This window comes from Rhizobium binxianense (genome assembly GCF_028994275.1).
In the GTDB taxonomy this organism is placed as follows: domain Bacteria; phylum Pseudomonadota; class Alphaproteobacteria; order Rhizobiales; family Rhizobiaceae; genus Rhizobium; species Rhizobium binxianense.
The window spans coordinates 2,127,949-2,152,295 of record NZ_CP118713.1 but is presented as its reverse complement, the minus strand read 5'-3'; the positions used below and the strand labels follow the sequence as shown (position 1 = coordinate 2,152,295).

30 protein-coding genes and 2 pseudogenes are annotated in these 24,347 nt (G+C 61.5%); 20 read left to right on the top strand and 12 right to left on the bottom strand.

The annotated features are described in order from the left end of the window. Positions 1-66 precede the first annotated feature (66 nt). From PO860_RS10740 to PO860_RS10730, 3 genes and pseudogenes are all read left to right on the top strand, one after another. On the top strand, positions 67-495 hold the full coding sequence (locus PO860_RS10740; protein WP_246718263.1) for a hypothetical protein: 429 nt from the start codon (positions 67-69) through the stop codon (positions 493-495). Between the two features lie 108 nt (positions 496-603). Then, a pseudogene (locus tag PO860_RS10735) lies at positions 604-839 on the top strand (ABC transporter permease); the annotation flags it as partial. Positions 840-952: 113 nt separating this feature from the next. Beyond that, positions 953-1,690, top strand: a complete 738-nt coding sequence (locus PO860_RS10730; protein WP_272782404.1) for an SDR family oxidoreductase — start codon at positions 953-955, stop codon at positions 1,688-1,690. Here the strand turns inward: PO860_RS10730 and PO860_RS10725 are convergent. The 5 genes from PO860_RS10725 to PO860_RS10705 form a co-directional block, all read right to left on the bottom strand. Further along, positions 1,653-2,576, bottom strand: coding sequence for a LysR family transcriptional regulator (locus PO860_RS10725; protein ID WP_275038303.1), 924 nt, complete (start codon positions 2,574-2,576; stop codon positions 1,653-1,655). The genes PO860_RS10730 and PO860_RS10725 overlap by 38 nt on opposite strands. Positions 2,577-2,706: 130 nt before the next feature. Further along, positions 2,707-3,144 (bottom strand): EamA family transporter, encoded by a 438-nt coding sequence (locus PO860_RS10720; protein WP_272782406.1) that lies wholly within the window; start codon positions 3,142-3,144, stop codon positions 2,707-2,709. A gap of 165 nt (positions 3,145-3,309) precedes the next feature. Further along, on the bottom strand, positions 3,310-4,011 hold the full coding sequence (locus PO860_RS10715; RefSeq protein ID WP_275038302.1) for a TIGR02281 family clan AA aspartic protease: 702 nt from the start codon (positions 4,009-4,011) through the stop codon (positions 3,310-3,312). Further along, entirely contained in the window at positions 4,008-4,223 is a 216-nt protein-coding gene (locus PO860_RS10710; protein WP_183607055.1) for a DUF1289 domain-containing protein, read from the bottom strand. The genes PO860_RS10715 and PO860_RS10710 overlap by 4 nt, the downstream gene beginning before the upstream one ends. Positions 4,224-4,241: 18 nt before the next feature. Then, positions 4,242-5,024, bottom strand: coding sequence for an adenosylcobinamide-GDP ribazoletransferase (locus tag PO860_RS10705; protein WP_275038301.1), 783 nt, complete (start codon positions 5,022-5,024; stop codon positions 4,242-4,244). 168 nt (positions 5,025-5,192) lie between these two features. Here PO860_RS10705 and cobT point away from each other — a divergent pair, with 168 nt between their 5' ends. Beyond that, positions 5,193-6,209 carry a nicotinate-nucleotide--dimethylbenzimidazole phosphoribosyltransferase gene (gene cobT / locus PO860_RS10700; RefSeq protein WP_047610212.1) on the top strand — a complete coding sequence of 339 codons (1,017 nt, stop codon included), beginning with the start codon at positions 5,193-5,195 and terminating at the stop codon, positions 6,207-6,209. Positions 6,210-6,367: 158 nt separating this feature from the next. Then, the gene (locus PO860_RS10695; RefSeq protein ID WP_272782408.1) at positions 6,368-6,751 is read left to right on the top strand and encodes a diacylglycerol kinase; all 384 of its coding nucleotides are present in this window, start codon (positions 6,368-6,370) and stop codon (positions 6,749-6,751) included. Between the two features lies 1 nt (position 6,752). Here the strand turns inward: PO860_RS10695 and PO860_RS10690 are convergent, their stop codons facing one another. Next, a complete protein-coding gene (locus PO860_RS10690) occupies positions 6,753-8,288 on the bottom strand; it encodes a sensor histidine kinase (protein WP_183607685.1) in 1,536 nt (511 codons plus the stop codon). Between the two features lie 106 nt (positions 8,289-8,394). On the opposite strand from PO860_RS10690, the gene PO860_RS10685 reads away from it, so the two are divergent. The 5 genes from PO860_RS10685 (at position 8,395) to PO860_RS10665 (ending at position 13,204) form a co-directional block, all read left to right on the top strand. After that, complete coding sequence (locus PO860_RS10685; protein ID WP_183607058.1) at positions 8,395-8,949, top strand: thermonuclease family protein; 555 nt, start codon at positions 8,395-8,397, stop codon at positions 8,947-8,949. 5 nt (positions 8,950-8,954) lie between these two features. Next, positions 8,955-9,587, top strand: coding sequence for a uracil-DNA glycosylase family protein (locus PO860_RS10680; protein WP_183607059.1), 633 nt, complete (start codon positions 8,955-8,957; stop codon positions 9,585-9,587). 70 nt (positions 9,588-9,657) lie between these two features. Then, on the top strand, positions 9,658-10,146 hold the full coding sequence (locus PO860_RS10675) for an Lrp/AsnC family transcriptional regulator (protein WP_004678404.1): 489 nt from the start codon (positions 9,658-9,660) through the stop codon (positions 10,144-10,146). A gap of 694 nt (positions 10,147-10,840) precedes the next feature. After that, positions 10,841-11,863 (top strand): porin, encoded by a 1,023-nt coding sequence (locus PO860_RS10670; RefSeq protein WP_183607060.1) that lies wholly within the window; start codon positions 10,841-10,843, stop codon positions 11,861-11,863. Between the two features lie 444 nt (positions 11,864-12,307). Further along, a complete protein-coding gene (locus PO860_RS10665; RefSeq protein ID WP_183607061.1) occupies positions 12,308-13,204 on the top strand; it encodes a LysR substrate-binding domain-containing protein in 897 nt (298 codons plus the stop codon). 40 nt (positions 13,205-13,244) lie between these two features. On the opposite strand, the gene PO860_RS10660 is transcribed toward PO860_RS10665, so the two are convergent. Further along, positions 13,245-13,928: a DNA alkylation repair protein gene (locus tag PO860_RS10660; protein WP_183607062.1), complete on the bottom strand. Its 684-nt coding sequence runs from the start codon at positions 13,926-13,928 to the stop codon at positions 13,245-13,247. Further along, positions 13,925-14,794, bottom strand: a complete 870-nt coding sequence (locus PO860_RS10655; protein ID WP_183607063.1) for an NAD(P)-dependent oxidoreductase — start codon at positions 14,792-14,794, stop codon at positions 13,925-13,927. The genes PO860_RS10660 and PO860_RS10655 overlap by 4 nt, the downstream gene beginning before the upstream one ends. Before the next feature lie 187 nt (positions 14,795-14,981). Between PO860_RS10655 and PO860_RS10650 the strand changes: the two are divergent. The 10 genes and pseudogenes from PO860_RS10650 to PO860_RS10605 all read left to right on the top strand — a co-directional run. Further along, positions 14,982-15,167 (top strand): annotated as a pseudogene (locus PO860_RS10650) (hypothetical protein); the annotation flags it as partial. Between the two features lie 175 nt (positions 15,168-15,342). Further along, a complete protein-coding gene (locus tag PO860_RS10645) occupies positions 15,343-16,308 on the top strand; it encodes an aliphatic sulfonate ABC transporter substrate-binding protein (protein WP_183607065.1) in 966 nt (321 codons plus the stop codon). A 377-nt stretch (positions 16,309-16,685) separates the two neighbouring features. Then, positions 16,686-17,861, top strand: a complete 1,176-nt coding sequence (ssuD, locus tag PO860_RS10640; protein ID WP_171377659.1) for an FMNH2-dependent alkanesulfonate monooxygenase — start codon at positions 16,686-16,688, stop codon at positions 17,859-17,861. Positions 17,862-17,939: 78 nt separating this feature from the next. Continuing rightward, positions 17,940-18,776 (top strand): ABC transporter permease subunit, encoded by an 837-nt coding sequence (locus PO860_RS10635; RefSeq protein WP_183607066.1) that lies wholly within the window; start codon positions 17,940-17,942, stop codon positions 18,774-18,776. Between the two features lie 10 nt (positions 18,777-18,786). Beyond that, complete coding sequence (locus PO860_RS10630) at positions 18,787-19,602, top strand: ATP-binding cassette domain-containing protein (protein WP_275038300.1); 816 nt, start codon at positions 18,787-18,789, stop codon at positions 19,600-19,602. A 231-nt stretch (positions 19,603-19,833) separates the two neighbouring features. Then, on the top strand, positions 19,834-20,157 hold the full coding sequence (locus PO860_RS10625) for an ArsR/SmtB family transcription factor (protein WP_183607068.1): 324 nt from the start codon (positions 19,834-19,836) through the stop codon (positions 20,155-20,157). Then, the gene (locus PO860_RS10620) at positions 20,154-20,564 is read left to right on the top strand and encodes an SRPBCC family protein (RefSeq protein WP_272782412.1); all 411 of its coding nucleotides are present in this window, start codon (positions 20,154-20,156) and stop codon (positions 20,562-20,564) included. Before PO860_RS10625 ends, PO860_RS10620 begins: the two co-directional genes overlap by 4 nt. A gap of 20 nt (positions 20,565-20,584) precedes the next feature. Beyond that, positions 20,585-20,857 (top strand): hypothetical protein, encoded by a 273-nt coding sequence (locus tag PO860_RS10615; protein ID WP_272782704.1) that lies wholly within the window; start codon positions 20,585-20,587, stop codon positions 20,855-20,857. Further along, entirely contained in the window at positions 20,838-21,308 is a 471-nt protein-coding gene (locus tag PO860_RS10610) for a DUF1801 domain-containing protein (protein WP_183607070.1), read from the top strand. Before PO860_RS10615 ends, PO860_RS10610 begins: the two co-directional genes overlap by 20 nt. Before the next feature lie 43 nt (positions 21,309-21,351). Next, positions 21,352-21,804: a DUF1801 domain-containing protein gene (locus PO860_RS10605; RefSeq protein ID WP_183607071.1), complete on the top strand. Its 453-nt coding sequence runs from the start codon at positions 21,352-21,354 to the stop codon at positions 21,802-21,804. A 12-nt stretch (positions 21,805-21,816) separates the two neighbouring features. Here PO860_RS10605 and PO860_RS10600 read toward each other — a convergent pair whose 3' ends face one another. The 4 genes from PO860_RS10600 to PO860_RS10585 form a co-directional block, all read right to left on the bottom strand. Next, positions 21,817-22,293, bottom strand: coding sequence for an SRPBCC family protein (locus PO860_RS10600; protein WP_275038299.1), 477 nt, complete (start codon positions 22,291-22,293; stop codon positions 21,817-21,819). After that, entirely contained in the window at positions 22,290-22,631 is a 342-nt protein-coding gene (locus PO860_RS10595) for an ArsR/SmtB family transcription factor (RefSeq protein ID WP_183607073.1), read from the bottom strand. Before PO860_RS10595 ends, PO860_RS10600 begins: the two co-directional genes overlap by 4 nt. After that, complete coding sequence (locus tag PO860_RS10590; protein ID WP_183607074.1) at positions 22,628-23,314, bottom strand: glutathione S-transferase family protein; 687 nt, start codon at positions 23,312-23,314, stop codon at positions 22,628-22,630. Before PO860_RS10590 ends, PO860_RS10595 begins: the two co-directional genes overlap by 4 nt. A 103-nt stretch (positions 23,315-23,417) precedes the next feature. Beyond that, positions 23,418-24,236, bottom strand: coding sequence for a class I SAM-dependent DNA methyltransferase (locus tag PO860_RS10585; RefSeq protein ID WP_275035566.1), 819 nt, complete (start codon positions 24,234-24,236; stop codon positions 23,418-23,420). Positions 24,237-24,347 lie beyond the last annotated feature (111 nt).

The window sequence follows — 24,347 nt, the reverse complement described above, 5'->3', positions numbered from 1 at the left end:
CAGAAATGCCGCAATTTCAACATGAAGGATTGCTCAGCAAGACGTCATCGGTCATGGGGCAATCTGATGATGGTCAGCAGCAATGTGCTTGGATGTGTCGCAATCGCTTCGATCTATTGTCTAATCCCGCAGCAAAGCCTGTCGCAGGAGACCGCCCATCCCATCAAGGTTACCTATGCCGTGGTGATGGAGGGGAAGGAGCCTTTCTCTGCCGAGGTGTCATGCCTTCCGGACGACGCATGCAGTCTCGCCAAGCATGACGATCTCGGCATTGATCTTGCAATTACAGTGTTTCCGGGCTCAGAGACGCATGGTGAATTGAGCATCTATTGCTCGCCCAATCCTTGTTCCTTCCAGAATTTGCGATCACGGATCGAGTTCTTCGGTCGGCGTGCTACTGTCGATATTTTGTCCGGTGAGGCTGACTCTGGTGTCACGACTCTGCTGGTTGTAAGGCGACGCCCGAGGATCGGTGAAGTCCTCATCTCGTACTGAGCGCATTGCCCCGTTTCCCGTCAGGCGCTGCTGACGAGAAGAGCGCCGGAGATGATCAGGAGGGTGCCGGCTGCGAGCTTCATTATGTCAAGCTCGGAGGCTTCGCCGCCGCCGCTGACCTTCCTTGGTGGCAGCTTCTATTCGGTCAGTATGCTGCCGCCCTTCTGGCAGGCGGTCAGCCACCTCAACCCGGTGCTCTATCTCGTCCGTGGCTTCCTGGAGTTTTTACGGGATCGCCGACGTCAACCCGGCGATCAGCCTGGCGATGATCACGGTGTTCCTGGTGATCTGCCTGGGAACGCTCGGCTGGAATCTTCAAGACCGGTTACCGGCTGCGGAACTGATCAATCGCCCGAACACGCGCCATCGGAAAACCCGAAGACACCATCGGTTTCTTCCGTTTTTCTTCCGCTCTGATCGGAAGCATCTGCTGTATCAGCCGAGAAGGAGATGGCAGATGACGGATATCAGGATCGAAGGCGCGAAGATCATTATTGTTGGCGGCAGTTCCGGAATGGGACTGGCGCTGGCGAGGCGTTTGCTCGGGGAAGGGGCGGCGGTGACGATCGCAGGACGCAGCGACGATAAGCTTACGGCGGCTCGCCGCGATCTCGGCGAGCATCCTGGATTGGCGACGGTTGCCGTCGATATATCGCGCGAGGAAGAGGTCGCGGCGCTCTTCCGCAATAGCGGGCCGGTCGATCACATCGTCAGCACGGCGGCCGATATCGAAGGCTCCTATCAGTTGCTGCCTTCGATCGAGCTAACGGCGGCACAACGGGTGGTCGAAAGCAAGTTCTACGGGCCGCTGCTGCTGGCGAAATATGGTGCCGTCCGTCTGCCGCCCTCAGGATCGATTACCTATACGTCAGGTGTCGCGGCCTACCGGCCGGCGGCGCGTGGATCGGTGGTCGCAGCCGTCAATGCGGCGCTGGAAGGCCTGGTCAGAGCGCTGGCGATCGAGCTGGCGCCGATCCGGATCAACGCGGTGTCGCCCGGATGGGTGGATACGCCGATCTGGAGCTTCGTCGCCGGCGACGCCAAGCAGGCGACGCTTGATGCGATGGCGCAGCGCCTGCCGGCCGGACGCGTTGGACGGCCCGATGATATTGCCGATGCGATCCGCTTCCTGATCGGCAACGGCTTCACGACAGGCACTATCCTGCATGTCGAAGGCGGGCATCGGCTGGTCTGAGCGGCGAGAGTTCTTGGCTTGCCGATTGCAGCAGGAGGGTAAGCGCCGGCGGCTGCACGCGCCTGCGCCGCCACATCATCACCAGCGAGGCTGCGGGTGGTTTGCCCGGCCATGGCAGTTCGACGACGTCGCCCCGCGTTGCGGCAGGGCCGACCGCAAGGCGCGGGACGAGGCCATAACCGGTGCCGGATGCAACGAGTCGGATGATCGTCGCGATGCTGTCGGCTTCCGTGACGATTGATGGTGCTGCAATCTGCGCTTCGGCAAAGGCAGTGTCGAACAGGTGACGGTAGACGCAGCCGGTTTCGGTGGCGACGAAGGTTACGGTGCTCAGTGCCGCGAGGCTTGCGGGTGGCCGGGCTTGCGAATCGCCGCCGGCAATCAGCACCAGCGGTTCGCTGCAGATTCGGCGCGTCAAGAAGCGTTCATCCTGCTGTCCGCGATCGAAGGTGAAGGCGACATCGATCGAGCCGTGCTGCAATTGCGTCAGCAATTCGTTGCTGTTACCGATCTTGATCTTGAGGCCGACTTCTGGGTTCTTCTTACGAAAGAGTGACAACCAGGGCGCCAGCCGCTCGGCGGCGATGGTCTCGAGCGTACCCAAGGTGACGGAATGTTCGGCATTGCCGGCTGCAGCACTGATGGCTGCCTTCGCCTCGTCGTTTAGCGCCAGTATCTCTTCGGCATAGGCCTTGAGGACCGCGCCTGCGGCTGTCGGGACGACGCCCTGTCGGGAGCGGAGGAAGAGTTCTGCGCCCAGTTCCTCTTCCAGCGCCTGTATCTGGTCGCTGAGGCTCGACTGAGCGAGATTGACCTCGGCAGCGGCGCGCGTGAGATTTTCGTGCCGGATCACCGCAAGGAATGTCTGCAATTGTCGTGGGTTCATGTCGGGCTCCGGTACGGCGCGCAGAGGCGCTGTGACGCAGGATATCAACAAAGCAGAACGCGCTGCAATGCAGGAGCATTTGGCGGCGAACTGCTCATCTTGTGCTGCTGCGTATTGCGCCAGTTTCCCGTCAGGCGCTGCTGACGAGCAGGGCGCCCGAGATGATGAGGAGGGTGCCGGCGACGAGCTTCATTGTGTCGAGCTCGGAGGCTTCGCCGAGAAAGACGGCGCCGATTGCCAGCGTCACCAGGACGTTGCAGCTCCAGATCGGGGCGAGTTTTGAGACCGGGACACCATAAATGAAAAGCGCAAAGCTGATGAGGCCGGTGCCGACGGCAAAGCAGGCGCCTGATGTGGCGGCAAAACCGAGACCTTCGGCGGTCCAGGGGGCAGGGCGCCAGATGAGTGCGGCGATCAGGCCGGCGAGCGCGCAGGCGGCGCCGAAGGCGATCAGATAGACGGCAGAACCGGTGGCGGCTACAGCGCTCTGCTTCTGAAAGATGGCGGTGATGCCCCAGAACAGGGCGGGCAGAATGCCGCCGATGACGATCGGCCAGAGTGAACTCATCGCGAAACTCCTGTCGCACCCATGGGTCAAGACCTCGCCGCGGGCAAAGGCCGGTCGAACATGCGGTGCCACCAGACTAGGAGTTTCTTTTTGCTCTTTGTGGTCTTGTTGTTCTTGCGCTCAAGCTGGCAGATCCGGTCTCCGCCGTAAAGCGGCGGGCCGCAATTAGTCGCGCATGCGGAGTTCGTCAGTCTGCATCTGCAGCGAGCCCAGGGTTTCCAGGAAGCTCATGCCGAGCAGGCTCTGGTCGAGCCGGCCGTCTTCGGAGACGCTGGCTGCGACATTGTTGCGGACGATCGGGCCGATCGCCACCTGGTCGAGTGTGACGGGTGCCGCGCGGCCGCGGCCGTTGGCGGTCATGACGGTCATGGAATAGGTGAGGCGGGAGAGGTCGATGCCGATCCGCTCGGCATCTTCGTGCGACAGCGCCACCATGCTGGCGCCGGTATCGACGAGCATCTCGATCGTCTGGCCATTGACCGCGACATCGGCTTCGAAATGGCCGTTCAGCAGCTTGTGCAGGATGATCTCCTGGCCGCCCTCGCTTGTCGTGACGACGACGGCGTGGCCGGGAACGAGGCCGGCGAGCAGCCGGTTGCCGACGCCGAGCGCTTCCTGGCGATAGAGATAGACAGTGGCGAGCGCCAGGATGAGGACCAGCCAGATTATCATCTGGCGCATTGTTTCGCCAACGCTGCGCCGGCTCGCCCAGATGCCGGCCGACAGCATCAGCGCGATCGGCAGGAGATAGACGACACGGCCGAAATCATCGCTCTGCAGGCCGAGGATGCGGCCGCTGTCATTGTTGACGATCAGCACGGCAAGGCCGATGCCGATGACGACGAGGAAGACGATGAGACGGATCATAAAGACCGCTCCGGCCCGGCGAGAGTTGTTTTCATGTGGTTTGACGCGGCGGCAACGCCTGCAAGCCTTGCCGGCAGCAGCGCCATGATCCGCCTTCGCTCGGTGTCGGAGTAACTCATCCAGCTGCCGATTTCCTGAAGAGTCCGGCCGCATCCGGCGCAAAATCCGGTGGCTGAAACCAGGGAGCAGACGTGAATGCAGGGTGTTTGCATGAGCGATATATCGGAGTTTCAAAGAGCCGTGGCAAGGGCGCAAAGGGTGGCGATTTCACAAATCTGCTGCGTCGCGCCCAGCGTGTCGCCGGTGTGGCCGGCAAGCTTGCGGCGGATGAAGGCAGTGAAGGCTAGCCCGGCGATGCCGGTGGCGAGCAGGCTTGAAACGAGTGGGCGCAGGCCGAAGGCGGGCCAGATCAGAAGCGCTGCGGTGAGGCCAGCTGAGGCGAGCGCAAACTGCATCGCCGCCTCGTCCGGCTGGCCGGTGGAGGCGGCCACGCCATCGGCCTTGGCCGGCGGCAGCCGCTGCCAGTGCCAGGCGATGGCGCCGCGGCTCAGCGCCGCGACGGCCGGGACGGCAAGGGCCGCAGCGAGCGGCGAGGAATGGCGGGCGATGGCGGCAAGCGCGGCTGCACGGATCGCGAAAGAGAGGATCAGCGCTATCGCGCCATAGGTGCCGATCCGGCTGTCCTTCATGATGACGAGGCTCTGCTCGCGGCTCTTGCCGCCACCGATGCCATCGGCCGTGTCTGCCAGGCCGTCCTCGTGCAGTGCGCCGGTGATAAGGACCTGGACGGAAAGCGCGATCAGGGCGGCCATCAGCGGATCGGCGCCGAGCCCCAAAAGCAGCAGGAGGGCGAGCGCGGGAACGACGCCGATGACGATGCCGGCAAAGGGAAATGCGCGCACCAGCCGGCCGAGCCTGCCGTCATAGCCTTTGAACAGCGATTGCGGCATCGGAATCCGGCTGAGAAAGGCGACGGCGCGGGCGGTGTCGACCGCATGGTCCTTGATCTTCATTCTGCTTCGTTCTGCCAGAGGTTTCGGCTTGTGGTCTCGGCTTATGGTCGCGGCGGCGCTTTTGGAGTTGTTCGCCTCGTCCGCCCGCTTTAAGAGAGTTGCCACCCGCAAGGAAGCTGATTTGCGTGGAAAAGACAAGAATACCGGATTCATAGGAAAACCGCACAGATGAGCGTTTCAGGCCTGCCGTTCGACGATTTCCGTACTCTGCTTCGTGACCTGCCGGGGCCGGATGCCCGGGCGCTGGTGGCCGCGCGCGAACGCGACGCGCAGCTGACCAAGCCGCCAGGCGCGCTCGGGCGGCTCGAGGAAATCGCCTTCTGGCTTGCCGCCTGGACGGGCCGCACACCTGCCGTCAACCGGCCGCTGGTGGCAATCTTTGCCGGCAATCACGGTGTCACCAGGCAGGGCATCACGCCCTTTCCGCCGGCGGTGACACAGCAGATGGTCGAGAACTTCGCCGCCGGGGGCGCTGCGATCAACCAGATCTGCGTCGCCTATGATCTCGGGCTAAAGGTCTTCGATCTGGCGCTCGATTATCCCACCGGCGACATCACCGAAGAGGCCGCACTTTCCGAGCGCGATTGCGCCGCCACCATGGCCTTCGGCATGGAGGCGATCGCCGGCGGCACCGATCTGCTCTGCATCGGCGAGATGGGCATCGGCAACACGACGATCGCCGCGGCGATCAACTATGCGCTCTACGGCGGTTCGGCACGCGACTGGGTGGGGCCCGGCACCGGTTCGGAAGGCGAGATGCTGGAGCGCAAGATCGCGGCGGTGGAAAAGGCGGTGGCGCTGCACAGCGATCATCTCGACGATCCGCTGGAGATCATGCGCCGGCTCGGCGGCCGCGAGATCGCGGCGATGGCGGGCGCCATTCTTGCCGCCCGCATGGAGCGCATTCCGGTGCTGATCGACGGTTATGTCGCAACCGCTGCGGCGGCGATCCTGAAAGCCGCCAATCCGTCCGCGCTCGATCATTGCCTGATCGGCCATGTCTCCGGCGAGCCCGGACATTTGCGCGCCATCGAAATGCTCGGCAAGACGCCGCTTCTGGCGCTCGGAATGCGGCTCGGCGAAGGCACCGGTGCGGCGCTGGCCGCCGGCATCGTCAAGGCGGCGGCGGCCTGCCATTCCGGCATGGCGACCTTCGCCCAGGCGGGTGTGACCAACAAACATTGAGGCCGCGGTCGGCACTGCCGATCCCGCGGTCGGCACTGCCGATCCGCCTGCGTTCGCTTGCGCCGCCGAGGGGGATTCGCTATTTGCGTATTCGCTCATCGAGGGGAGACGGCAAGACTTCCCGGGTCTGTGACGCAACGGCAAGAGGAGAGGGCGTCTTGACCAAGCCTGCGGTGACGAAAGAGACCGGATTTCGGCATTTCCTCGCCGCGGCCAGCTATTCCTGGGCGGGCTTCCTGCGGGTGCTGAAAGAGGCGGCCTTCCGTCAGGAACTCGGATTCTTCGTCGTTTCCATCGCCGCGCTGGCGCTCGTTGGCGCAAGTGTCGGCGAGATCGTCGTCGCGGTGCTTCTGTTTCTTGGGCTGTTTTCGATGGAGGCGATGAATACCGCCGTCGAAGAGGTGATCGACCGGATTTCGCCGGAGATTTCGATCGTCGGCAAACATGCCAAAGATCTCGGCTCCTTCGCGGTGACCTGCATGATCGCCGCCTGCTGCCTCTATCTCGGCTTCGTGCTCGGCAAGCACCTGTTTTTCGGCTGATTTAGGCAAAACTCTTGCGCTTGCGCGCGACGGCCTGAGCTTCTTCGACGGCCGGCAGGCTCTGCAGCACGCGTTTGGCGGGCAGGATGGCGATGACCTCGGTGCCTTCGCGCAGCTTCGATTTCAGCAGGAACTGCCCGTCATGCTTGGCAAGAATCGCCTGGACGATCGGCAGGCCGAGGCCGGTGCCCTGTTCGGCGCTCTTGATGGCGATCGAGCCCTGGCCGAAGGCCGACAGCACGACGGGTATCTCTTCTTCCGGAATGCCGGGGCCGTTGTCCTTGATCGAGATGTACTGTCCGCCGCCGGCCGTCCAGCCGACCTTGACGTGGATCTCGCCGCCCTGCGGCGTGAACTTGACGGCATTGGAGAGAAGGTTCAGCACCACCTGGCGCATCGACTTCTCGTCTGCCCAGATGGCCGGCAGTTGCCGCTCGAATTGATCCGAAATGGCGATGTTCTTGGCGCGGGCGCGCAGCTGGACCATGCCGATGCAATCTTCGGTGATATCGAGAAGAGAGATCGCCTCCTCGCTCAGTTCGTATTTGCCGGCCTCGATGCGGGAGAGATCGAGGATCTCGTTGATGAGATCGAGCAGATGCTGGCCGGAACGGTGGATATCGCCAGCATATTCCTTGTAGGTCGGATTGGCGAGCGGTCCCATGACTTCTGCCGTCATCACCTCGGAGAAGCCGAGGATGGCGTTGAGCGGGGTCCTGAGCTCGTGCGACATGGAGGCAAGGAAACGGGACTTGGCGAGGTTTGCCTCTTCGGCGCGGCGGCGCGCCTCATCCGACATCGATTTCGCCACTTCGAGCTCGGCGATCAGGTCGTCCTTCTCCGACTGGTAGGAGAGGATCCTGAGGTTCGACTTGAAGAGCCGGTCGCTGATATAGTTGAAGAAGACGAGGGTGGTGGTGAAAAGTCCCGTCAGGCTGATTTCGAGGAGGTCGCGCGACACGCCGCTCTTGGCGGCGAGCGCCAGGACCGCCGGCGAGAAGGCGGCGAGCACGGCGGGCGTCAGCATGAAGTTCGACATCGCCGTGACGGAGAGCGCGATCAGCAGCGTCGCACCCTTATAAAGAATGAAGCTCGACGGCTCGCAGGTGTCGCAGCCCTGCAGCGCGAAGATGGCCCAGCAGCAGCCGAGCAGGAATTGGCCGGCGAGCAGCAAGCGGCGCCACTTCCGGGCGCTCTCGGGGGTGATTTCCTGCCGGCGCGCGCGCCGCGCAAGCAGGATATTGCCGGTGTGACAGGTGAGCGTCAGCAGCGCCCAGAAGAGCAATTGCGTGTTTTGAGTGAAATAGACGCCAAGCGCGGTGATGATGACGACGAAGAGCGGCATGATCGTCGCGCCCTGCAGCATCGACGCCACATACATGTTGAGCACGTCACGGTCGAAGGAGGAATTGGACGCATGTCCGGACTGAAGACGTTCGCGCGTCTGCCGCACGGCCTTGGAAACGGCCTTGTTGCGGTGGCTGCGCGACCTGTCGACGATAATCTTGTCGGTCGATGTGCTGACGCCGGTACTCATGTGCACGTTGAAACTTCATCCCAGGGTGGATAAGAGCTTAACCGGCAATTCTTAAGAAGATGTTTGCCATCTTTGCCAAGGATTTGTTTTTTAAGGAGGCGAAAGCGTGACACGGAGCCTGCGCCTGATTCGCGACGGCGTCACCGCTTTTGCTCTGCTGGCGCTCTTGGCGCTGATTGCCGCCAAGCTCAACGATGCAGCAAGAATTGAACGTGCGGGTGCTTTTCATGCTGCCGACGGCGACAGTCTGACATTGGGAGGCGAACGGTTGCGGCTCGAAGGCATCGATGCACCGGAGCTCAACCAGAGCTGCGAACGGGCAGGCAAGGCCTGGGCCTGCGGGCGGGCGGCGCGCGAGGCGTTGCAGGGCTTCCTGGCATCGGGAACGCTTTGCCAGGGCAGCCGGCGCGACCGCTATGACAGGCTGCTTGTCATCTGCCGGAGCGAGGCGGGCGTCGACATCAACGCCGCCATGGTGCGCCGGGGCATGGCCATCTCCTATGGCGGGTATGGCAAGGAGGAGGCCGAGGCGAGGGCCGCGAAGGCGGGCCTCTGGGCCGGAGCTTTCGAGCGACCGCGTGATGTGCGCGATCACGCGCGCCGGAATTCCGCTTTCGACGGCGTCCTCAGGTTCATCCGGCAGATCGCCGGGTGGGAGTAAGTGCCATGACCGACGAAGCCACGCTGGAGACGCTACGGGGCCAGATCGCCTCCTGCCGCATCTGTCGTGACAGGCCAGCGAAAGGTCCTGAATATCGGCTGCCGCACGAGCCGCGGCCGGTGGTCGTGATCTCCTCAAGGGCACGCATCCTGATCGCCGGGCAAGCACCGGGGCTCCGTGTGCATGAGAGCGGCCTGCCGTTTGATGATGCCTCGGGTGACCGGCTGCGGTCCTGGCTCGGCGTTGACAGGGCAAGCTTCTACGACCGCGACCGATTCGCCATCGTGCCGATGGGCTTCTGCTTTCCCGGCTACGACGAGAACGGCGCGGATTTGCCGCCGCGCCGCGAATGCGCGCCGTTCTGGCGGCAAAGGGTGATTTCGGCGATGCCGCAGATCGAATTGGTGCTGGTCATCGGCCAGTATGCGCAGGCTTGGCATATGGCTGACCAAAGGCAGGACAATATGACCGAGACGGTCCGCGCATGGCGCGACGCCCTTCTGTCCGGCCGGTCACCGGCGGTGCTGCCGCTGCCGCATCCGAGCTGGCGCAACAGCGGCTGGCTGAAGCGTAATCCCTGGTTTGAGAACGAACTGCTCCCGGTCTTGCGAGTGCGGACGAAAATACTGCTTTCCTGAAACAAAATTCTTTTCGTTGCGCGGAATCGCGTTATACAAAGAAAAATAATTCGAAAGGACTGTTGTGCGCATGGACCGCCTCGACCGCAAAATACTGCGTCTGCTGCAAGAAGATTCGACCCTTGCAGTCGCCGATCTCGCAAAGAAAGTCGGGCTTTCGACGACGCCCTGCTGGCGGCGCATCCAGAAGATGGAGGAAGACGGCGTCATCAAGCGGCGAGTCGCCATCCTTGATCCGGAGAAGGTCAACACCAAAGTCACCGTCTTCGTGTCGATTCGCACGGCCACACATTCGATCGAATGGCTGCGACGCTTTTCCGAGGTCGTTGCTGAATTCCCCGAGGTGGTTGAATTCTACCGGATGAGCGGGGATGTCGACTACCTCCTGCGAGTCGTCGTCCCCGATATTGCCGCCTATGACGCTTTTTATAAGCGGATGATCGCCAAGATCGAGATTCGCGACGTCTCCTCAGCCTTTGCAATGGAGCAGATCAAGTATTCGACGCAGCTGCCGCTCGACTACATGATTCTGGAGAATGCCAAATCCAACGAGGACTGAGACCACCATGCGGCCTGCGGCCGCATGGTGCAATCGCGCGAGGCCGCATGGCGCAATCGCGCGAGGATTGTGCCGGCAGATGCAATCCGACCACATTTGAGCGCCGATCTAGCGAGTGTAGCGGCAGGCAGAATGTGGTTGCGACTGCAGAAAAGCCCTAGAAATAGCGAAAAAACGCTTGAATCGCGCCAAATTCTCAAAAATAAATAGCCTGGTAACAAATACGAGGCTATGTTGAGCAGAACCGGTGAGTGGTCTGTCATCATTTCGTCTCATTGGTATCGAATTCAGGACACCATGTTCTAAACTGCTGCCTTGTATGTGTTGATTAGCCGGCGGTAGAGTTTTTATGTACTTCACCATTATGTTCGACGGGGGTCGAGCGGTGGAGAATTTGACAAATGGGGCATAGGGTTTTGCGGCTTGCGATGGAAGATTTCCGTCGCGGAGCCGTTTGTTGTGTTTTTTCGTATAAATAGTTGAAATTGTTGTATAAAAATCACGCCTACGGGGAAAGTAGCGTCGGTAGCCCCATCTCACGTGTATCGAGAATTGCTTGATAAGGCGGTGTATGGGATGACGGTTTGGCGGTTCGATCGATCCGCACGCCGAGATGGCTGTTCAAACTGGGCCGGCTTCAAATCGACTACCCGATTGGAAGCCAGCCCCGATCGACAAAGGAATGGATTGGTAAATGAACATCAGAATGGTTTTGCTTGCATCAGCAGCAGCATTTGCTGCATCGACGCCGGTTCTTGCAGCTGACGCTATCGTTGCTGCTGAGCCGGAACCGGTTGAATATGTTCGCGTCTGCGACGCTTACGGCACCGGCTATTTCTACATCCCGGGCACCGAAACCTGCCTCAAGATCGAAGGCTACATCCGTTTCCAGGTCGACGTTGGTGATCAGCCCCTCAATGGCTCGGCCAGCAACGATTCGGATTGGGATGCCAAGACCCGCGGTCAGGTTCAGTTCACGGCCAAGAGCGACACCGAGTACGGTCCGCTGACCGGCGTCATCGTCATGCAGTTCAATGCTGACAATGCCACCGACCAGGATGCCATCCTCGACTCCGCTTATCTCGACGTCGCGGGCTTCCGCGCTGGTCTGTTCTACAGCTGGTGGGACGATGGTCTCTCGGGTGAAACCGACGACATCGGCTCCATCGTAACGCTGCATAACTCCCTCCGCTATCAGTACGAAAGCGGCACTTTCTACGCTGGTATCAGCGTCGACGAGCTGGAAGACGGCTTCTTCAAGTCGGATGAAGGCCCGAACAACGTCGGCGTCGCGTTCGGCCTCGGCGGCACTGCCGGCGCGTTCAGCTACCAGATCACCGGTGGCTATGACTTCGACAACGAAGAAGGCGCCGTCCGTGCAATGGGTACGGTTGACATCGGTCCGGGTACGCTTGGCCTCGCTGCCGTATACTCTTCCGGCCCGAACTCCTACTACTCCGCAGCCGAATGGGCTGTCGCTGCCGAATACGCAATCAAGGCAACCGACAAGCTCAAGATCACCCCTGGTGTTCAGTACTACGGTGACGTCTATACTGCTGGCGACGACTTCAGCGACAACGATGCCTGGAAGGTCGGTCTGACGGTTGATTACCAGATCGTCGACAACTTCTACGCCAAGGCTTCGGTTCAGTACCTCGATCCGGATGAAGGCGACGACTCCACTTCGGGCTACTTCCGCCTGCAGCGTTCGTTCTAATCCACTTAGTGGATGCCCCCGGTTTTCGGGCCGGGGGCACTTCAAATCAGTTTCTGATCCGAGTGACCTCCGATCAGCTACGGGGACGGGTCCGGTCTTCCCTGCCGGGCCGTCCTTGCAGCGTTTTTAGCACGCAGTCTTCAAGGCATCTTTCAGGATAGCCTTTTCAGGTGGGTAGAAGCGGCACGTTTGCGTGCACGTCGGCTTTTTGGCAACACCGTTTCTCGCTGAACTTCCTTTTTCAATTTTCAAGCGCGCTGGATCGATCGACAGCATCATCGTGCGGACGGCAGCTGTTGGCCGATTCTCCTGTTCGCCGTTTGCCGCAACAGGTCGCGAAAAGAAAATCCAATGCCGACAATGTGATTACAGCTTTTGGGGAGAGGGGATACAAGCCCTGCGGGGGGGCTGGCATTCATTCCTTTGCTCGGATAGCTTGTTCTTATGGACGATCTCAACGATTACTATTATTTCGCCGCTGTCGTCTCCAGCGGCGGTTTTGCTTCTGCAAGTCGCGATCTCAAGATACCGCGTTCGAAGCTGAGCAGGCGTGTCAGCCGGCTGGAAGACGGGCTTGGCGCAAGGCTGATAGAACGCTCGACTCGTCACTTCCGGGTGACGGAGATCGGTCAAGCTTTCTACGAAAGATGCCAGACCATCCTGCAGGAGGCCGATCGCGCCAAGTCAATCGTCAGCGAAGCTCAGTCCGACCCGCAAGGCGTGGTTCGGATGGCTTGTCCGCTCGGTCTCGTCGACATTTCGGTCGGCGGAATCCTGCCTGAATTCCTGGAGCGTTATCCGAAGATCAAGCTGCAGATCATCGGCTCCGACCGGCGTGCCGATCTGATCAACGAACGCATCGATCTTGAGGTGAGGGCGACCAACGAGCCGGAGACGCAGACGAGCCTGACGATGCGCAAGCTCGACCGTATCAGGCGTATCCTGGTCGCCAGTCCCTCGCTCGTCGAGCGTACCGGCGACCTGAATTGCGTGGACGAGCTCGCCGACCTGCCGACGCTGGCAATGACGTCATGGGTGTCGTTCCACACCTGGGAATTGATCGGCCCGAATGATGCCAAACAGGTGATTCGGCATCAGCCGCGGCTCACCTGCCGCAGCATGACCGCCATCCTCGACGCGGCCCGTGCCGGTCTCGGCTTCGGGCTTCTGCTCGAAAGTGCCTGCGAGGCGGACCTCCAGGCCGGGAATCTGGTGCGGGTGCTGCCGGAGTGGCAATCAGAGGAGAGCCAGTTCTATATCGTCTTCACGACCGCCAAGGGCATGCCGCCGGCGGTTCGGGTGCTGATCGATTTCCTGGTCGAAAAATCCAGACATCATTGACACGCAGCACCAGGCATCTCTATTCGAGCCGGTATTCTCCTTATCTCAACCGTGCCAATAGCTTTTCGCTGGTCAGTTCCCTGGCGGCATCTTTGCCGATCCAGCGGGCGGTTTTGTCGGGGCTTTCCGCCAGGGCCTTTGCGAGCGCCAGTGCCGGCGCATGGCAGGCGAGATTGCGCTTGCCGATGCTGCGCAGCGCCCAGTTGACCGCCTTGCGCACGAAGTTTCGCGGGTCGCCGGCATGGGCCTCGATCAGCGGCAACCAAGCGAGGATGGTCGCATCAGGTTCCTTCTTCAAGTGAACCGCGGCACCGGCCATCATGGCGAAGGCGGTGCGCCTGATAAATTCACGCTCGTCGGCGGCGAAGTCTGAGATGAGTTCATCCAGCCGGGCTTCAACGAAGAGATCGGCGGCGCAATCGACGATCTCCCAGGAGCTGAAATCATCGGCCCAATTTCGGGCTTCTTCCGTCGTCAACCGCTTCGTCTCGGCCGTGTAGAGGGCAAGCAGGCGGGCTTCGCGGATATCACTTCGCCAGAGTTGCATTGCCCTGACGTGATCCTTCTTCGCCAGTCTGGCGACCGCCTTGATATCGGGATTGGAGATACCGAAGGCGCGATCGGTGACGATGCCGAAGCGCGCCATGCCGGCGATATTTTCCTCCGAACGCAGCGTTTCGAGATGCGCGATCAGTTCGGCTGCGTCGGAGGCGGGCGTGATCATTTTTCGAGGCGGGCGAGCAAGGAGGATGTATCCCAGCGATTGCCGCCCATCGCCTGGACGTCGCCGTAGAACTGGTCGACGACGGCGGTGACCGGCAGCTTGGCGCCGTTGCGGCGAGCTTCGGTGAGCACGATGCCGAGATCCTTGCGCATCCAATCGACCGCGAAGCCGAAATCATATTTGCCGGCGTTCATGGTCTTGTGACGGTTTTCCATCTGCCAGGAGCCGGCCGCCCCCTTGGAGATCACCTCGACGACCTTTTCGATATCGAGACCGGCGCGCTTGCCGAAATGCAGCGCTTCGGCAAGCCCCTGGACGAGGCCGGCGATGCAGATCTGGTTGACCATCTTGGTCAATTGGCCCGAGCCTGCAGGCCCCATCAGACCGACCATGCGGGCATAGGCGTCGATGACCGGCCTGGCGCGTTCGAAGACGGCCTCGTCACCGCCGCACATGACTGTGAGGATGCCGTTTTCGGCGCCGGCCTGGCCGCCGGAGACGGGAGCATCGATGAAGTCGACGCCTTTTTCCTTTGCCGCGGCATAAAGCTCGCGGGCGACCTCGGCGCTGGCGGTGGTGTTGTCGATCAACACCGAACCCGGCTTCATGCCGTGCAGGGCGCCGTCCTTGCCCGATGTCACCGATCGGAGATCTTCGTCATTGCCGACGCAGACGAAGACGAAGTCGGCCCCGGCGGCGGCCTCGGCCGGAGTAGGGGCGGATTTGCCGGAGAATTTCTCGGCCCAGGCGGCGGCTTTTTCGGCGGTCCTGTTGTAGACGGTAACATCGTGGCCGCCCTTCGTCTTCAGATGACCGGCCATGGGAAAACCCATGACGCCGAGACCGATGAATGCGACTTTAGCCATATGTCCTATCCTTTACCTCAAGTGCAGGCCCGAGGATTAACTGAAACGGCGGGAGCAGAAAAGCCCGTGCCGACACTTCCTTCCGATTGCTGCATATGAGGCTGGCCACCGTTCGGAAACCCTCGATCGGAGAGAGGGCACAATGTTTCCGGACGGTGACATGAGCGAAATTCCGACGATCAAGCCGCGGCGCAAAGGGGAGCTGTCTTTCAGTGCGCTGGAAAAGGGCGAACCGGTTTCGACGGTCTCGCCCTATTGGCGCATGGTCGATCCCGCAAACCTGCTTGCCAAGCGTCTTGCCGGCGGCCCCACCTTCATCCGGGAGCGTCTGGCCGCCGAAGGTTGGGGCGGAGGCGGAATAGTAACGGCATAACGGATGCGCGAAAAAAATCCGCTTAAAGGCGATTTCCGGGCCGCAAAATTTCAACAAAGGCCGAATATCGCAAATAAAATTGTCGATATAAATTATAGATTTCATCATCATGCACTCATCGCTGACAGGTCGGCCAGCCGAAAACAGGCTCGGCACCATCAAAAAGGGGAAAGTCATGATTTCACGTCGACAAACGCTCGGGCTTTTCGCAGCCGCCGCGGCCACGGCAATCCTGCCAGCCGTCAGGCCGGCGCGTGCTGCCGCCAGCGAGTTCCGTATCGGCTGGCAGAAGAACGGCGTGCTGGCGCTCGCCAAGCGTCGCAGCGCACTTGAGAAGCGGCTTGCCGATCGCGGCATTACCGTCAGCTGGTCGGAATTCACCTCCGGCCCGCCGCTTCTTGAAGCACTGGGCGCCGGCGCCCTCGATTTCGGCGCGACCGGCGATGTGCCGCCGCTGTTTGCCCAGGCGGCCGGCGGGCGGCTCTATTATGTCGGTCTCTACAAGGGCAGCCCGGCAGCCTCGGCCATCGTCGTGCGCAAGGATTCGCCGATCAAGACGCTTGAAGACCTCAAGGGTAAGAAGGTCGCCTTCAAACGCGGCTCCAGCGCCCACAACGTCACTGTCAAGGTTCTGCGTAAGGCGGGCCTGAAGCCTGAAGATGTCGAGCAGGTCGACCTTTCGCCGCCGGATGCCGCCGCCGCCTTCAAGAACGGCAGTATTGACGCCTGGTCGATCTGGGATCCTTATCTGGCGATTGCCGAAGCCGATCCGGAGACGCGTATCCTGACGACCGCCGAAGGCATTGTCGACTCCTACAGTTTCTTCCTCGCCAACCGTGATTTCACCGAAGCGAACGGGCAGGTAATCGTCGACGTGATCGATGAGCTTGCAAAGGTCGGCAAGTCGGCACAAGGCAATCTCGAAGCGACGGTGAAGGAGCTTTCCGAAATCACCGGTGTGCCGGCTGAGGTAACGCGCGTGACATTAACGCGCAAGGGCGCCGATCTTGGCAGCGTCGCGACCATCAGCGATGCCGCAGCCGCTTATCAGCAGTCGCTCGCCGACGAGTTCTACGGGCTCGGCATCCTGCCGAAGAAGCTTACGACAGGCGATATCGTCTGGCGTCCTAAGGCGAGCTGATTTTTCGGCCGGGGCCAAGTTTTTCGCGCGGCGACATGGAGAGGGCCTCCATGTCGCCGATCCGGAAAAATATTCTCCAAAATGGACTACAATAGCAAATTGATATTGTCGATCTAATTAGTGGTCTATGTCACTATTCTCACGATCCGTGGGTGGATGCCGGGAAGGTATCCATCCGATCGACAGGAATATTTCAGATGCTCACGCACAGACAGCCACCCGGCCTTCTCACGACCTCCGCCGCCACCGCGATCCTCCCAAGCATCCGCGCGGCGGCGGCGCCGCGCAGGCAGACGGTTTACGTGTGTCGTCGCTGGCCAGGGGCCATCTCGACCGCGTGAGTTGATTTTCGAATTCGCAGCAAAGGACCGTCTTCCATGACCGCCACCTCAAATCCCATCAATTTCCTCTGGTTCATCCCGACCTCGGGCGACGGCACCTATCTCGGCTCCTCCGAGCTCAACCGAGCGCCCGAGATCGGCTATCTCACGCAGATCGCTCAGGCCGTCGACCGGCTCGGCTATTCCGGCGTGCTGCTGCCGACCGGGGTTGCCTGCGAGGAATCCTTCGTGACGGCGGCAGCCCTCGCCGCCAAGACCGAGAAGCTGCAGTTCCTGGTGGCGATCCGCCCCGGCACGGCGTCGCCTGCTTATTACGCGCGTCTTGCGACGACGCTCGACCGCATCTCCAACGGCCGCTTGCTGCTCAACATCGTTGTCGGCGGCAGCCCGGCGGAGCTTGCCGGCGACGGCATCCATCTCGAGCATGACGAGCGCTACGCCCATGCCGAGGAGTTCTTCACCGTCTTCGAGGAGCTGCTGGAAAAGGGAACGGCAAGCTTCGACGGCAAATACATCAAGGCGACCAATGCGCGCCTCGGCTTCCCCTCGGTGCAGAACCCGCGCCCACCGCTCTATTTCGGCGGGTCGTCGGATGCGGGTATCGATTTCTCCGTCGGCCGCGTCGACAAGTACCTGACCTGGGGCGAGCCGCCGGCACAGGTGGCCGAAAAGGTCGCCAAGGTGCGCAAGGCTGCCGGCGAGCGCGGCCGCGAGGTGAGCTTCGGCATCCGCCTGCATTTCATCGTCCGCGAAACCGATGAGGAGGCATGGGAGGCGGCCGAACGGCTGATCCGCCATCTCGACGACGATACGATCCGCGAGGCGCAGGAGCGTTTCGTCCACGAGTCCGACTCGGTCGGCCAGAAGCGCATGGCTGCCCTTCATGGCGGGCGCCGCGACAAGCTCGAAGTCTCGCCGAATCTCTGGGCCGGTGTCGGCCTGGTGCGCGCCGGCGCGGGCACGGCGCTTGTCGGGTCACCGAAGACGGTGGCTGCGCGCCTTCGCGAATATCAGGAGATCGGCATCGATACGGTAATCGGTTCCGGCTATCCGCATCTCGAAGAAGCCTATCGCGTCGCCGAGCTGCTTTTCCCCGAACTCGGCATCACCCGCGAACAGCAGCGCCTGGGCTTCAACAATGAGTTCGGCCGTAAGCAGGTCTTCGCCGGCGGCAGCCATGGCGGCAATCTGAAGGTCGTCTCCGGTTCCTGAGCTCGAACAGAGCGTGACATCGTCGCAAGCCGCTTACGGCTTGCGACATCCTGCTTTCGATAAGCGCGAGGACAATGCATGTCGACTTTCGATACTCCGTTCGTAAGGCCTGTCGCTTCCGAAAAGGTCGGGAAGGCGGGTTTACGCCTGCCGCTGCCCGGGCTGGAGAAGCTGACGCCTTATTTGGTGCCGGTGGCGATCGTGGCGTTCTGGCAGCTTGCCTCCTCTGTCGGCTGGATCTCGTCGCGCATCATGCCGTCGCCGGCCGATGTCGGCCTCGCCTTCTGGTCGACGACGGTTTCCGGCCAGTTGCCGAACGACGTGTTGGTGAGTGCCGGCCGCGCCTTTGCCGGCCTTCTCGTCGGCGGCTCGATCGGCTTCCTGCTCGGCATCGCCAACGGCGTATCGCGCATTTCCGAGCAACTGACCGATACGACGTTGCAGATGCTGCGCACCATTCCGCATCTGGCGATGATCCCGCTCATCATTCTGTGGTTCGGGATCGGCGAGGAATCGAAGCTGTTTCTGACCTCGCTCGGCGTGCTCTTCCCCGTTTATCTCAATACCTATCACGGAGTGCGCAATGTCGATCGCGATCTGATCGAGATGGGCAAGGTCTATGGCATGGGCAACTGGACGCTGTTCCGCAAGGTGATCTTTCCGGGCGCGCTGCCGTCGATCTTCGTCGGCTTGAGATATGCGCTCGGCATCATGTGGCTGACGCTGATCGTATCGGAATCGATCGCCGCATCCTCAGGCATCGGTCACATGGCCAACGAAGCCCGCGAATTCATGATGACTGACGTCGTCGTGCTCGCCCTCGTCATCTATGCCGTGCTCGGCAAGCTTGCCGATGTCATCGCCCGGACGCTGGAGAGGCGGATGCTCGTCTGGAACCCGGTCTATCAGAAATAGGAGAGACGCGATGACATCGATCGCGCATGAGCGTTTTCACGTCGCCGCCGCTGAGCCAGCCTATGCACCTGCGACGGAGCGCATCGCGCCAGCGGCGATCAGCCTGAAGGGGCTTGAAAAGAGTTTTGGGACCAACCGCGTGTTGCGCGGCATCAACCTGCATATTCCGGCCGGCCAGTTCGTTGCCGCGATCGGCAAGAGTGGCTGCGGCAAGAGTACGCTGCTGCGCATCCTGATGGGCCTCGACGAGCCGAGTGACGGCGAATTGCATTTCGAGGATGCTGACGGCGTACAGGCGAGCCCGAATGCGCGTATCGTCTTCCAGGAGCCGCGGTTGCTGCCCTGGCTCAGCGTCGCCGACAATGTGGTGGTTGGGCTTGGCGACGGCATCGACAGGCGGGCGGCGCTGAAGGCGACGGAGGCCGTGCTTGCCGAAGTTCAGCTTGGGGAGAAGGCCGGCGAATGGCCGGCGCGGCTCTCCGGCGGTCAGCGGCAGCGTGTGGCGCTGGCACGGGCATTGGTGAGCCGGCCGGGCGTGCTGGCGCTCGACGAACCGCTCGGCGCGCTCGATGCGCTGACGCGGATCAGCATGCAGGAACTCATCAATCGCGTGTGGCGCGAACTCGGATTCACTGCCGTGCTCGTAACCCATGATGTCAGCGAAGCGGTGCATCTCGCCGATCGGGTCATCGTGCTCGACGAGGGGCGGATCGCGCTCGATCTTCCCATTCCTTATCCGCATCCCCGCCGGCACGGCCATCCCGGCCTCGCCGAACTCGAAGGCCGGCTGCTTGCCGCGATCCTCGGCACCGACGGCGGCCATTGATCCCAGCGCTGTTGGCAAAGCCGCATGATCTCGGCATGTGTCGACGCGGGCCATGACCGAATGTGAAAATGCATATTCGTTTGGCTATGAGAGGCTTTCGTGTCTCTGCCAGGCCTGCCGTTGCATGCGCGGAATTCGGCAATAATAGCCTCAAGTCGCCTTGGTCCAAGCTTGACTCACTCATACCTTGATGGCTATGCGTTAATCTATAGCCGCTGGGATATGGATTGGATGACGGACGCTCAGGACGTGCTCTTCAGAACACTCGCTGACCCAACCCGGCGGGCTCTTTTCGAGCGGCTGTGCCGGGAAGGGGAGAAGACGGTCGGGGCTCTGACCGCCGGAGCCGGGGTCTCGCAACCGGTCGTCTCAAAACATCTCGGTATCCTGAAGCAGGCCGGATTGGTGCGCGACCGCCACGAAGGCAGGCAGACGCATTATAGCGCGCAGCTCGGCGCGCTGGCACCGCTGATCGACTGGACAAGCGAGATGGCGGGCTTCTGGCAAAGCCGTTTCGATGCCCTTGAGGATTTGCTGAAGAGGATGGATCAATGACCGATATATCGACCGAAACGCGTTCCGTTGTCATCGAACGGGACATTCCTTTTCCGGCCGAGAAGATTTGGCGGGCGCTGACCCAGCCGCATCTGATTGAGGAGTGGCTGATGAAGAGTGACTTTAAGCCGATCGTCGACCATCGCTTCAACTTCAATGCCGATTGGGGCTCCGTCGATTGCCGGGTGCTGGAGGTCGAGCCGAACAAGACGCTCGCTTATAGCTGGGACGCCTATGGCCTCGAAACCGTCGTCACCTGGACGCTCACGCCGACGAGCGGCGGCACACATCTGCGCATGGAGCAATCGGGCTTCGGACGGGATCAGCGGCAGGCCTATGGTGGCGCCAGGAGCGGCTGGCCGCAGTTCTTCGAAAAGCTGGAGCAGGTGCTGGCGCGGCTGGCGTGAGGCTGTCGCGCGGATCGTCCATTTTCAAGAGGAGGAGGTCGCATTCAAGTGGAACCCGCTTTCGGCGGATCCACCGCTGGCTTTCCATTGCCTTTACGCTGGCCGCCATCACCAATATCATCGCCATGGTGCAGCAGAGATCGGCCGTCCGGGTGGGGCTCCTGCTGGGCGGGGTCTTGGCAATGCTGCCGCTCGGCCTGCTTCTGGTGACCGGTCTTTACCTGTTCATGCTGCCCTTGGGCAGAGCGCAACGGCGGATGGGAGTGAAGGGCGATGACCGGCAAGACGCCTAAGATCGGGGAGAAAGTCACGAAGAAGGCCGCCGTCAGGCCGGCCAGTGGTGAACCACCCCTTCTCTCGGGCGGCAATCCTCAGATTCCCAAGGGCTATGGCGATGCTCCGGTGCAGGCCTATATCGCCGCCATGCCGGGCTGGAAGAGCGACATCGGTCGTCGTCTCGATGCGCTGATCACGCGCACCGTGCCCAATGTGTATAAGGCGATCAAATGGAACTCGCCCTTCTACGGCATCGAGGGTGAGGGCTGGTTCCTCGGTGTTCATTGCTTTACGAAATACGTCAAGCTGGCTTTCTTTCGCGGCACGTCGTTGCATCCCCTGCCGCCAGGAGAATCCAAGCAGAAAGAGGTCCGCTATCTCGATATCCGCGAGGAGGACCCATTCGACGAGGCCCAGATCGCCGCCTGGGTGGAGCAGGCCAGCCGATTGCCAGGCGAACGGATGTAAGCGGACGTTAGGTTTCAGCACCGGAGCGAGGGGCGGGACAATCATGAAGAAAGCGACGGTAACCATGAAGAAGGGTGAAGCCGGGGACGAAAACGAGGGAGCTTCTCCCTCTCAACGAATCGACGACCGGATCAAGGAACTCGGCGATTGGCGCGGCGCGATGCTCGCCCGGGTTCGAGTGCTCATCAAACAGGCCGAGCCGGAGGTGATCGAGGAATGGAAGTGGCGAGGGGTTCCGGTGTGGGAGCGTTCCGGCATCATCTGCACCGGCGAGACCTATAAGAGCGCGGTGAAGCTGACCTTCGCCAAGGGCGCCTCACTGGAAGACCCTTCGGGCCTTTTCAACTCCAGCCTCGAAGGCAACACCAGGCGCGCCATCGATTTTCATGAGGGTGACGAGATCGACGAGGAGGCGTTGAAGGCGCTTATTCGCGCCGCCGCAGGGCTGAATAGCTCAGCAAAGGCTGCCGGTTCCCGAAAGAAATCAAGCGGCTGAGGCCAAGATCGCCTAATGGATCGGGCCTGCCTCGCGCTCGAGAAAAAGTTCGAGATTATCGAGGCCGATCTGGGTGCCCTGGAGGCGGGCGCCATTGTCGGCGTAGCCGTCGAGGAAGACCGCCTGCTCGGTGAAGACCATCCTGGTGCCGGCGGGTTCGGCTTCGAAAGCGACGGTTGCGAGGGAGGCGGAGATGCGGGTTTGCCCGAGTTTCATCTCATAGGCATAGATGATGCGGGCATCGGGCACGACATCGATATAATGGGCGTCGTAGGCGTGCAGGAGGCCGTCGGTATCGGCGACGTGGTTCCTTTCCGTGCCGCCCGGGCGGAAATCGAGCCGGTAGTCCAGCTGCACCCATTCACCGTGGCAGGCGAACCACTGACGTTTGGCCTCCGGCGTCGACCAGGCGCGGAAGACCCGGGCGATCGGCACCTTCAGGCGGCGCTCGATGATGAAAGTGGCGTGTTCGGCGGATCGTGTCGTCATTCGGGAAGCGTTTCCTTTTCCTCAGCGAGATATTGATCCAGCCTGTCAAAGGCGGCGCTCCAGCGGGTTTTTCGCTGTTCCACCCAGCGTTCGACGGCAGCAAGCGCATCCTGCTGCAGGCGGTAGGTCCGCACCCGGCCGGATTTTTCCGAGAACACGAGGCCGCTCTCCTCCAGAACCTGGAGATGTTTCATCACCGTCGGCAGGGCGACCGCAAGCGGCGCTGCCAGCTCGGTGACCGAAGCCGGCCCGCGGCCGAGGCGGTCGATCATGCCGCGGCGGCTGCGGTCGGAAAGCGCGTGGAACATGCGGTCGAGATCGGCCTGGCTGTCGATCATCCCGCCGCATCCTGGAAGCGGGCCGGCAGCCTGTCGTGATAGGGGTAGAATTTGAAGTAGGGGCGAGCCTCTTCCAGCGCCCTTGCAAAGGACGGGCGCGCCAGCAGCCGATCGTAGTAGCCACGAAGGTTCGGCTGATCCCGTGAAAGCGGGACCAGCGTCTCGGCATAGAAGAGGGCGGGCGCTGCGGCGCAATCGGCCATCGTGAAGTCGTCGCCCGTGATCCACGGCTTGTCGGCGAGCTGTTTTTCGATCATCGCATAGGCGGTGGCGAGCATCGCCCTGGCGGCGCCGATCTCGATCTCGTCTGCGGTGCCCTCGGGGCGCCGGCGATTGCTGACGAGCGCCTGCATCGGCGTCTGGACATAGTGGTCGAAGAACCGGTCCCAGAGGCGGACCTGCAGCGCCCGGTCGAGCTCCAGCGGCAGCAGGCGAACGGGGCCGGGATAATAGTGCTCGAGATATTCGATGATGATCGAGGTCTCGGGAATGGTGCTGTCGCGCGCCTCGTCCCTGAGCAGCGGCATCTTGCCGATCGGCCAGAAGCGGAAGAGATCGGCGCGCGAGTTCTCGTCGGATAGATCGACGATGCGATTGTCGAATGGCGTGCCGTTTTCATAAAGCGCGATCAGCACTTTGTGGCAGAAGGAGGCGAGCGGATGTCCATAGAAAACGAGCGACATGCGGCGACCTTTCCTATCGTTGCGGTAAACTTTACCGATCGACTAAGTATCAGGTCGGAAGAAATTGCGCAACGGATACTTTGCCAATCGCGCAACTATTCCGTCAGCCGATATATCTGGCGATCACCAGATGGCCGGGAGTGGGCTGGCCGTCTTCCATGCGCACGTTGATATCGGTTATTTCGACAAGTTCGAAACCGGTGGCTGCCAGACGTTCTCTCATATAGGCGTCGGCATGGGCGAAGCGCTGGTGCGGGCCGACCATGTAGGCGCGGCCGGCGAGGGTCTCCTCGGGCAGGGTCTCCGACGAGAAGATGAACAGGCCGCCCGGCGCCAGATTCTCGGCGGCGCCGAAAAACAGCGGTTCGAGCGCGCCGAGATAGGGCAGCACGTCGGTGGCGGTGATGATGTCGAAGGCTTCCTCGTCGTTGTCGTCGAGGAAATCCTCGACCTCGGCAACGAAGAGCGTCTCGTAGAGATCTTTCTCATGGGCGATCTCGACCATTTTCTCCGATAGATCGATGCCGGTCATGTCAGCGCAGAGATCGCGCAGGGCGCCGCCGGTCAGGCCCGTACCGCAGCCGAGATCGAGCAGCCGCTTGAACGGCCCGAGCTTCAGCGCCTGCAGTCGCTGGCGCACCAGCATCGGCACGTGATAGCCGAGCTGCTCGACGAGCACGTCCTCGAAAACCTCGGCATGCTGGTCGAACAAGGTCTCGACATAGGCGTCGGGCGCCCTGACCGGTGTTTCGCCGCGACCCATCGCGGCGATGCGCACGGCGGCGCCACCGTGATCGTCGGGGTCGATTGCCAGGACTTCCTCATAGGCTGCCACGGCCGCGTCGACATCGCCGGCCTTTTCCAGCGCCAGCGCGCGGTTATAGGCTTCACCGAGGGCTTCTTCGTCGATCTTCTTTGCCATCGCAATTCACCGTCTCTTTGTTTCAGGCATGGCTCTAAGGCCGCTTTCGATGTTTTGCAATGGCGCGTTTGCAGGCGCAGAATGGCCGAAAAGAAGACGAAGGGAGGAACG

Excerpts from the sequence above, each read along its gene's own strand:
- PO860_RS10720 (WP_272782406.1), bottom strand. The coding sequence starts at position 3,144 with ATGAGTTCACTCTGGCCGATCGTCATCGGCGGCATTCTGCCCGCCCTG.
- PO860_RS10670 (WP_183607060.1), top strand. The coding sequence starts at position 10,841 with ATGAACATCAGAATGGTTTTGCTTGCATCAGCAGCAGCATTTGCTGCA.
- PO860_RS10690 (WP_183607685.1), bottom strand. The coding sequence starts at position 8,288 with ATGAGTACCGGCGTCAGCACATCGACCGACAAGATTATCGTCGACAGG.
- PO860_RS10585 (WP_275035566.1), bottom strand. The coding sequence starts at position 24,236 with ATGGCAAAGAAGATCGACGAAGAAGCCCTCGGTGAAGCCTATAACCGC.
- PO860_RS10610 (WP_183607070.1), top strand. The coding sequence starts at position 20,838 with ATGACCGGCAAGACGCCTAAGATCGGGGAGAAAGTCACGAAGAAGGCC.
- PO860_RS10630 (WP_275038300.1), top strand. The coding sequence starts at position 18,787 with ATGACATCGATCGCGCATGAGCGTTTTCACGTCGCCGCCGCTGAGCCA.
- PO860_RS10625 (WP_183607068.1), top strand. The coding sequence starts at position 19,834 with ATGACGGACGCTCAGGACGTGCTCTTCAGAACACTCGCTGACCCAACC.
- ssuD (WP_171377659.1), top strand. The coding sequence starts at position 16,686 with ATGACCGCCACCTCAAATCCCATCAATTTCCTCTGGTTCATCCCGACC.
- PO860_RS10665 (WP_183607061.1), top strand. The coding sequence starts at position 12,308 with ATGGACGATCTCAACGATTACTATTATTTCGCCGCTGTCGTCTCCAGC.
- PO860_RS10600 (WP_275038299.1), bottom strand. The coding sequence starts at position 22,293 with ATGACGACACGATCCGCCGAACACGCCACTTTCATCATCGAGCGCCGC.
- PO860_RS10725 (WP_275038303.1), bottom strand. The coding sequence starts at position 2,576 with ATGAACCCACGACAATTGCAGACATTCCTTGCGGTGATCCGGCACGAA.
- PO860_RS10715 (WP_275038302.1), bottom strand. The coding sequence starts at position 4,011 with ATGATCCGTCTCATCGTCTTCCTCGTCGTCATCGGCATCGGCCTTGCC.
- PO860_RS10635 (WP_183607066.1), top strand. The coding sequence starts at position 17,940 with ATGTCGACTTTCGATACTCCGTTCGTAAGGCCTGTCGCTTCCGAAAAG.
- PO860_RS10590 (WP_183607074.1), bottom strand. The coding sequence starts at position 23,314 with ATGTCGCTCGTTTTCTATGGACATCCGCTCGCCTCCTTCTGCCACAAA.
- PO860_RS10730 (WP_272782404.1), top strand. The coding sequence starts at position 953 with ATGACGGATATCAGGATCGAAGGCGCGAAGATCATTATTGTTGGCGGC.
- PO860_RS10705 (WP_275038301.1), bottom strand. The coding sequence starts at position 5,024 with ATGAAGATCAAGGACCATGCGGTCGACACCGCCCGCGCCGTCGCCTTT.
- PO860_RS10710 (WP_183607055.1), bottom strand. The coding sequence starts at position 4,223 with ATGCAAACACCCTGCATTCACGTCTGCTCCCTGGTTTCAGCCACCGGA.
- PO860_RS10660 (WP_183607062.1), bottom strand. The coding sequence starts at position 13,928 with ATGATCACGCCCGCCTCCGACGCAGCCGAACTGATCGCGCATCTCGAA.
- PO860_RS10675 (WP_004678404.1), top strand. The coding sequence starts at position 9,658 with ATGGACCGCCTCGACCGCAAAATACTGCGTCTGCTGCAAGAAGATTCG.
- PO860_RS10645 (WP_183607065.1), top strand. The coding sequence starts at position 15,343 with ATGATTTCACGTCGACAAACGCTCGGGCTTTTCGCAGCCGCCGCGGCC.
- PO860_RS10655 (WP_183607063.1), bottom strand. The coding sequence starts at position 14,794 with ATGGCTAAAGTCGCATTCATCGGTCTCGGCGTCATGGGTTTTCCCATG.
- PO860_RS10620 (WP_272782412.1), top strand. The coding sequence starts at position 20,154 with ATGACCGATATATCGACCGAAACGCGTTCCGTTGTCATCGAACGGGAC.
- cobT (WP_047610212.1), top strand. The coding sequence starts at position 5,193 with ATGAGCGTTTCAGGCCTGCCGTTCGACGATTTCCGTACTCTGCTTCGT.
- PO860_RS10740 (WP_246718263.1), top strand. The coding sequence starts at position 67 with ATGATGGTCAGCAGCAATGTGCTTGGATGTGTCGCAATCGCTTCGATC.
- PO860_RS10605 (WP_183607071.1), top strand. The coding sequence starts at position 21,352 with ATGAAGAAAGCGACGGTAACCATGAAGAAGGGTGAAGCCGGGGACGAA.
- PO860_RS10595 (WP_183607073.1), bottom strand. The coding sequence starts at position 22,631 with ATGATCGACAGCCAGGCCGATCTCGACCGCATGTTCCACGCGCTTTCC.
- PO860_RS10680 (WP_183607059.1), top strand. The coding sequence starts at position 8,955 with ATGACCGACGAAGCCACGCTGGAGACGCTACGGGGCCAGATCGCCTCC.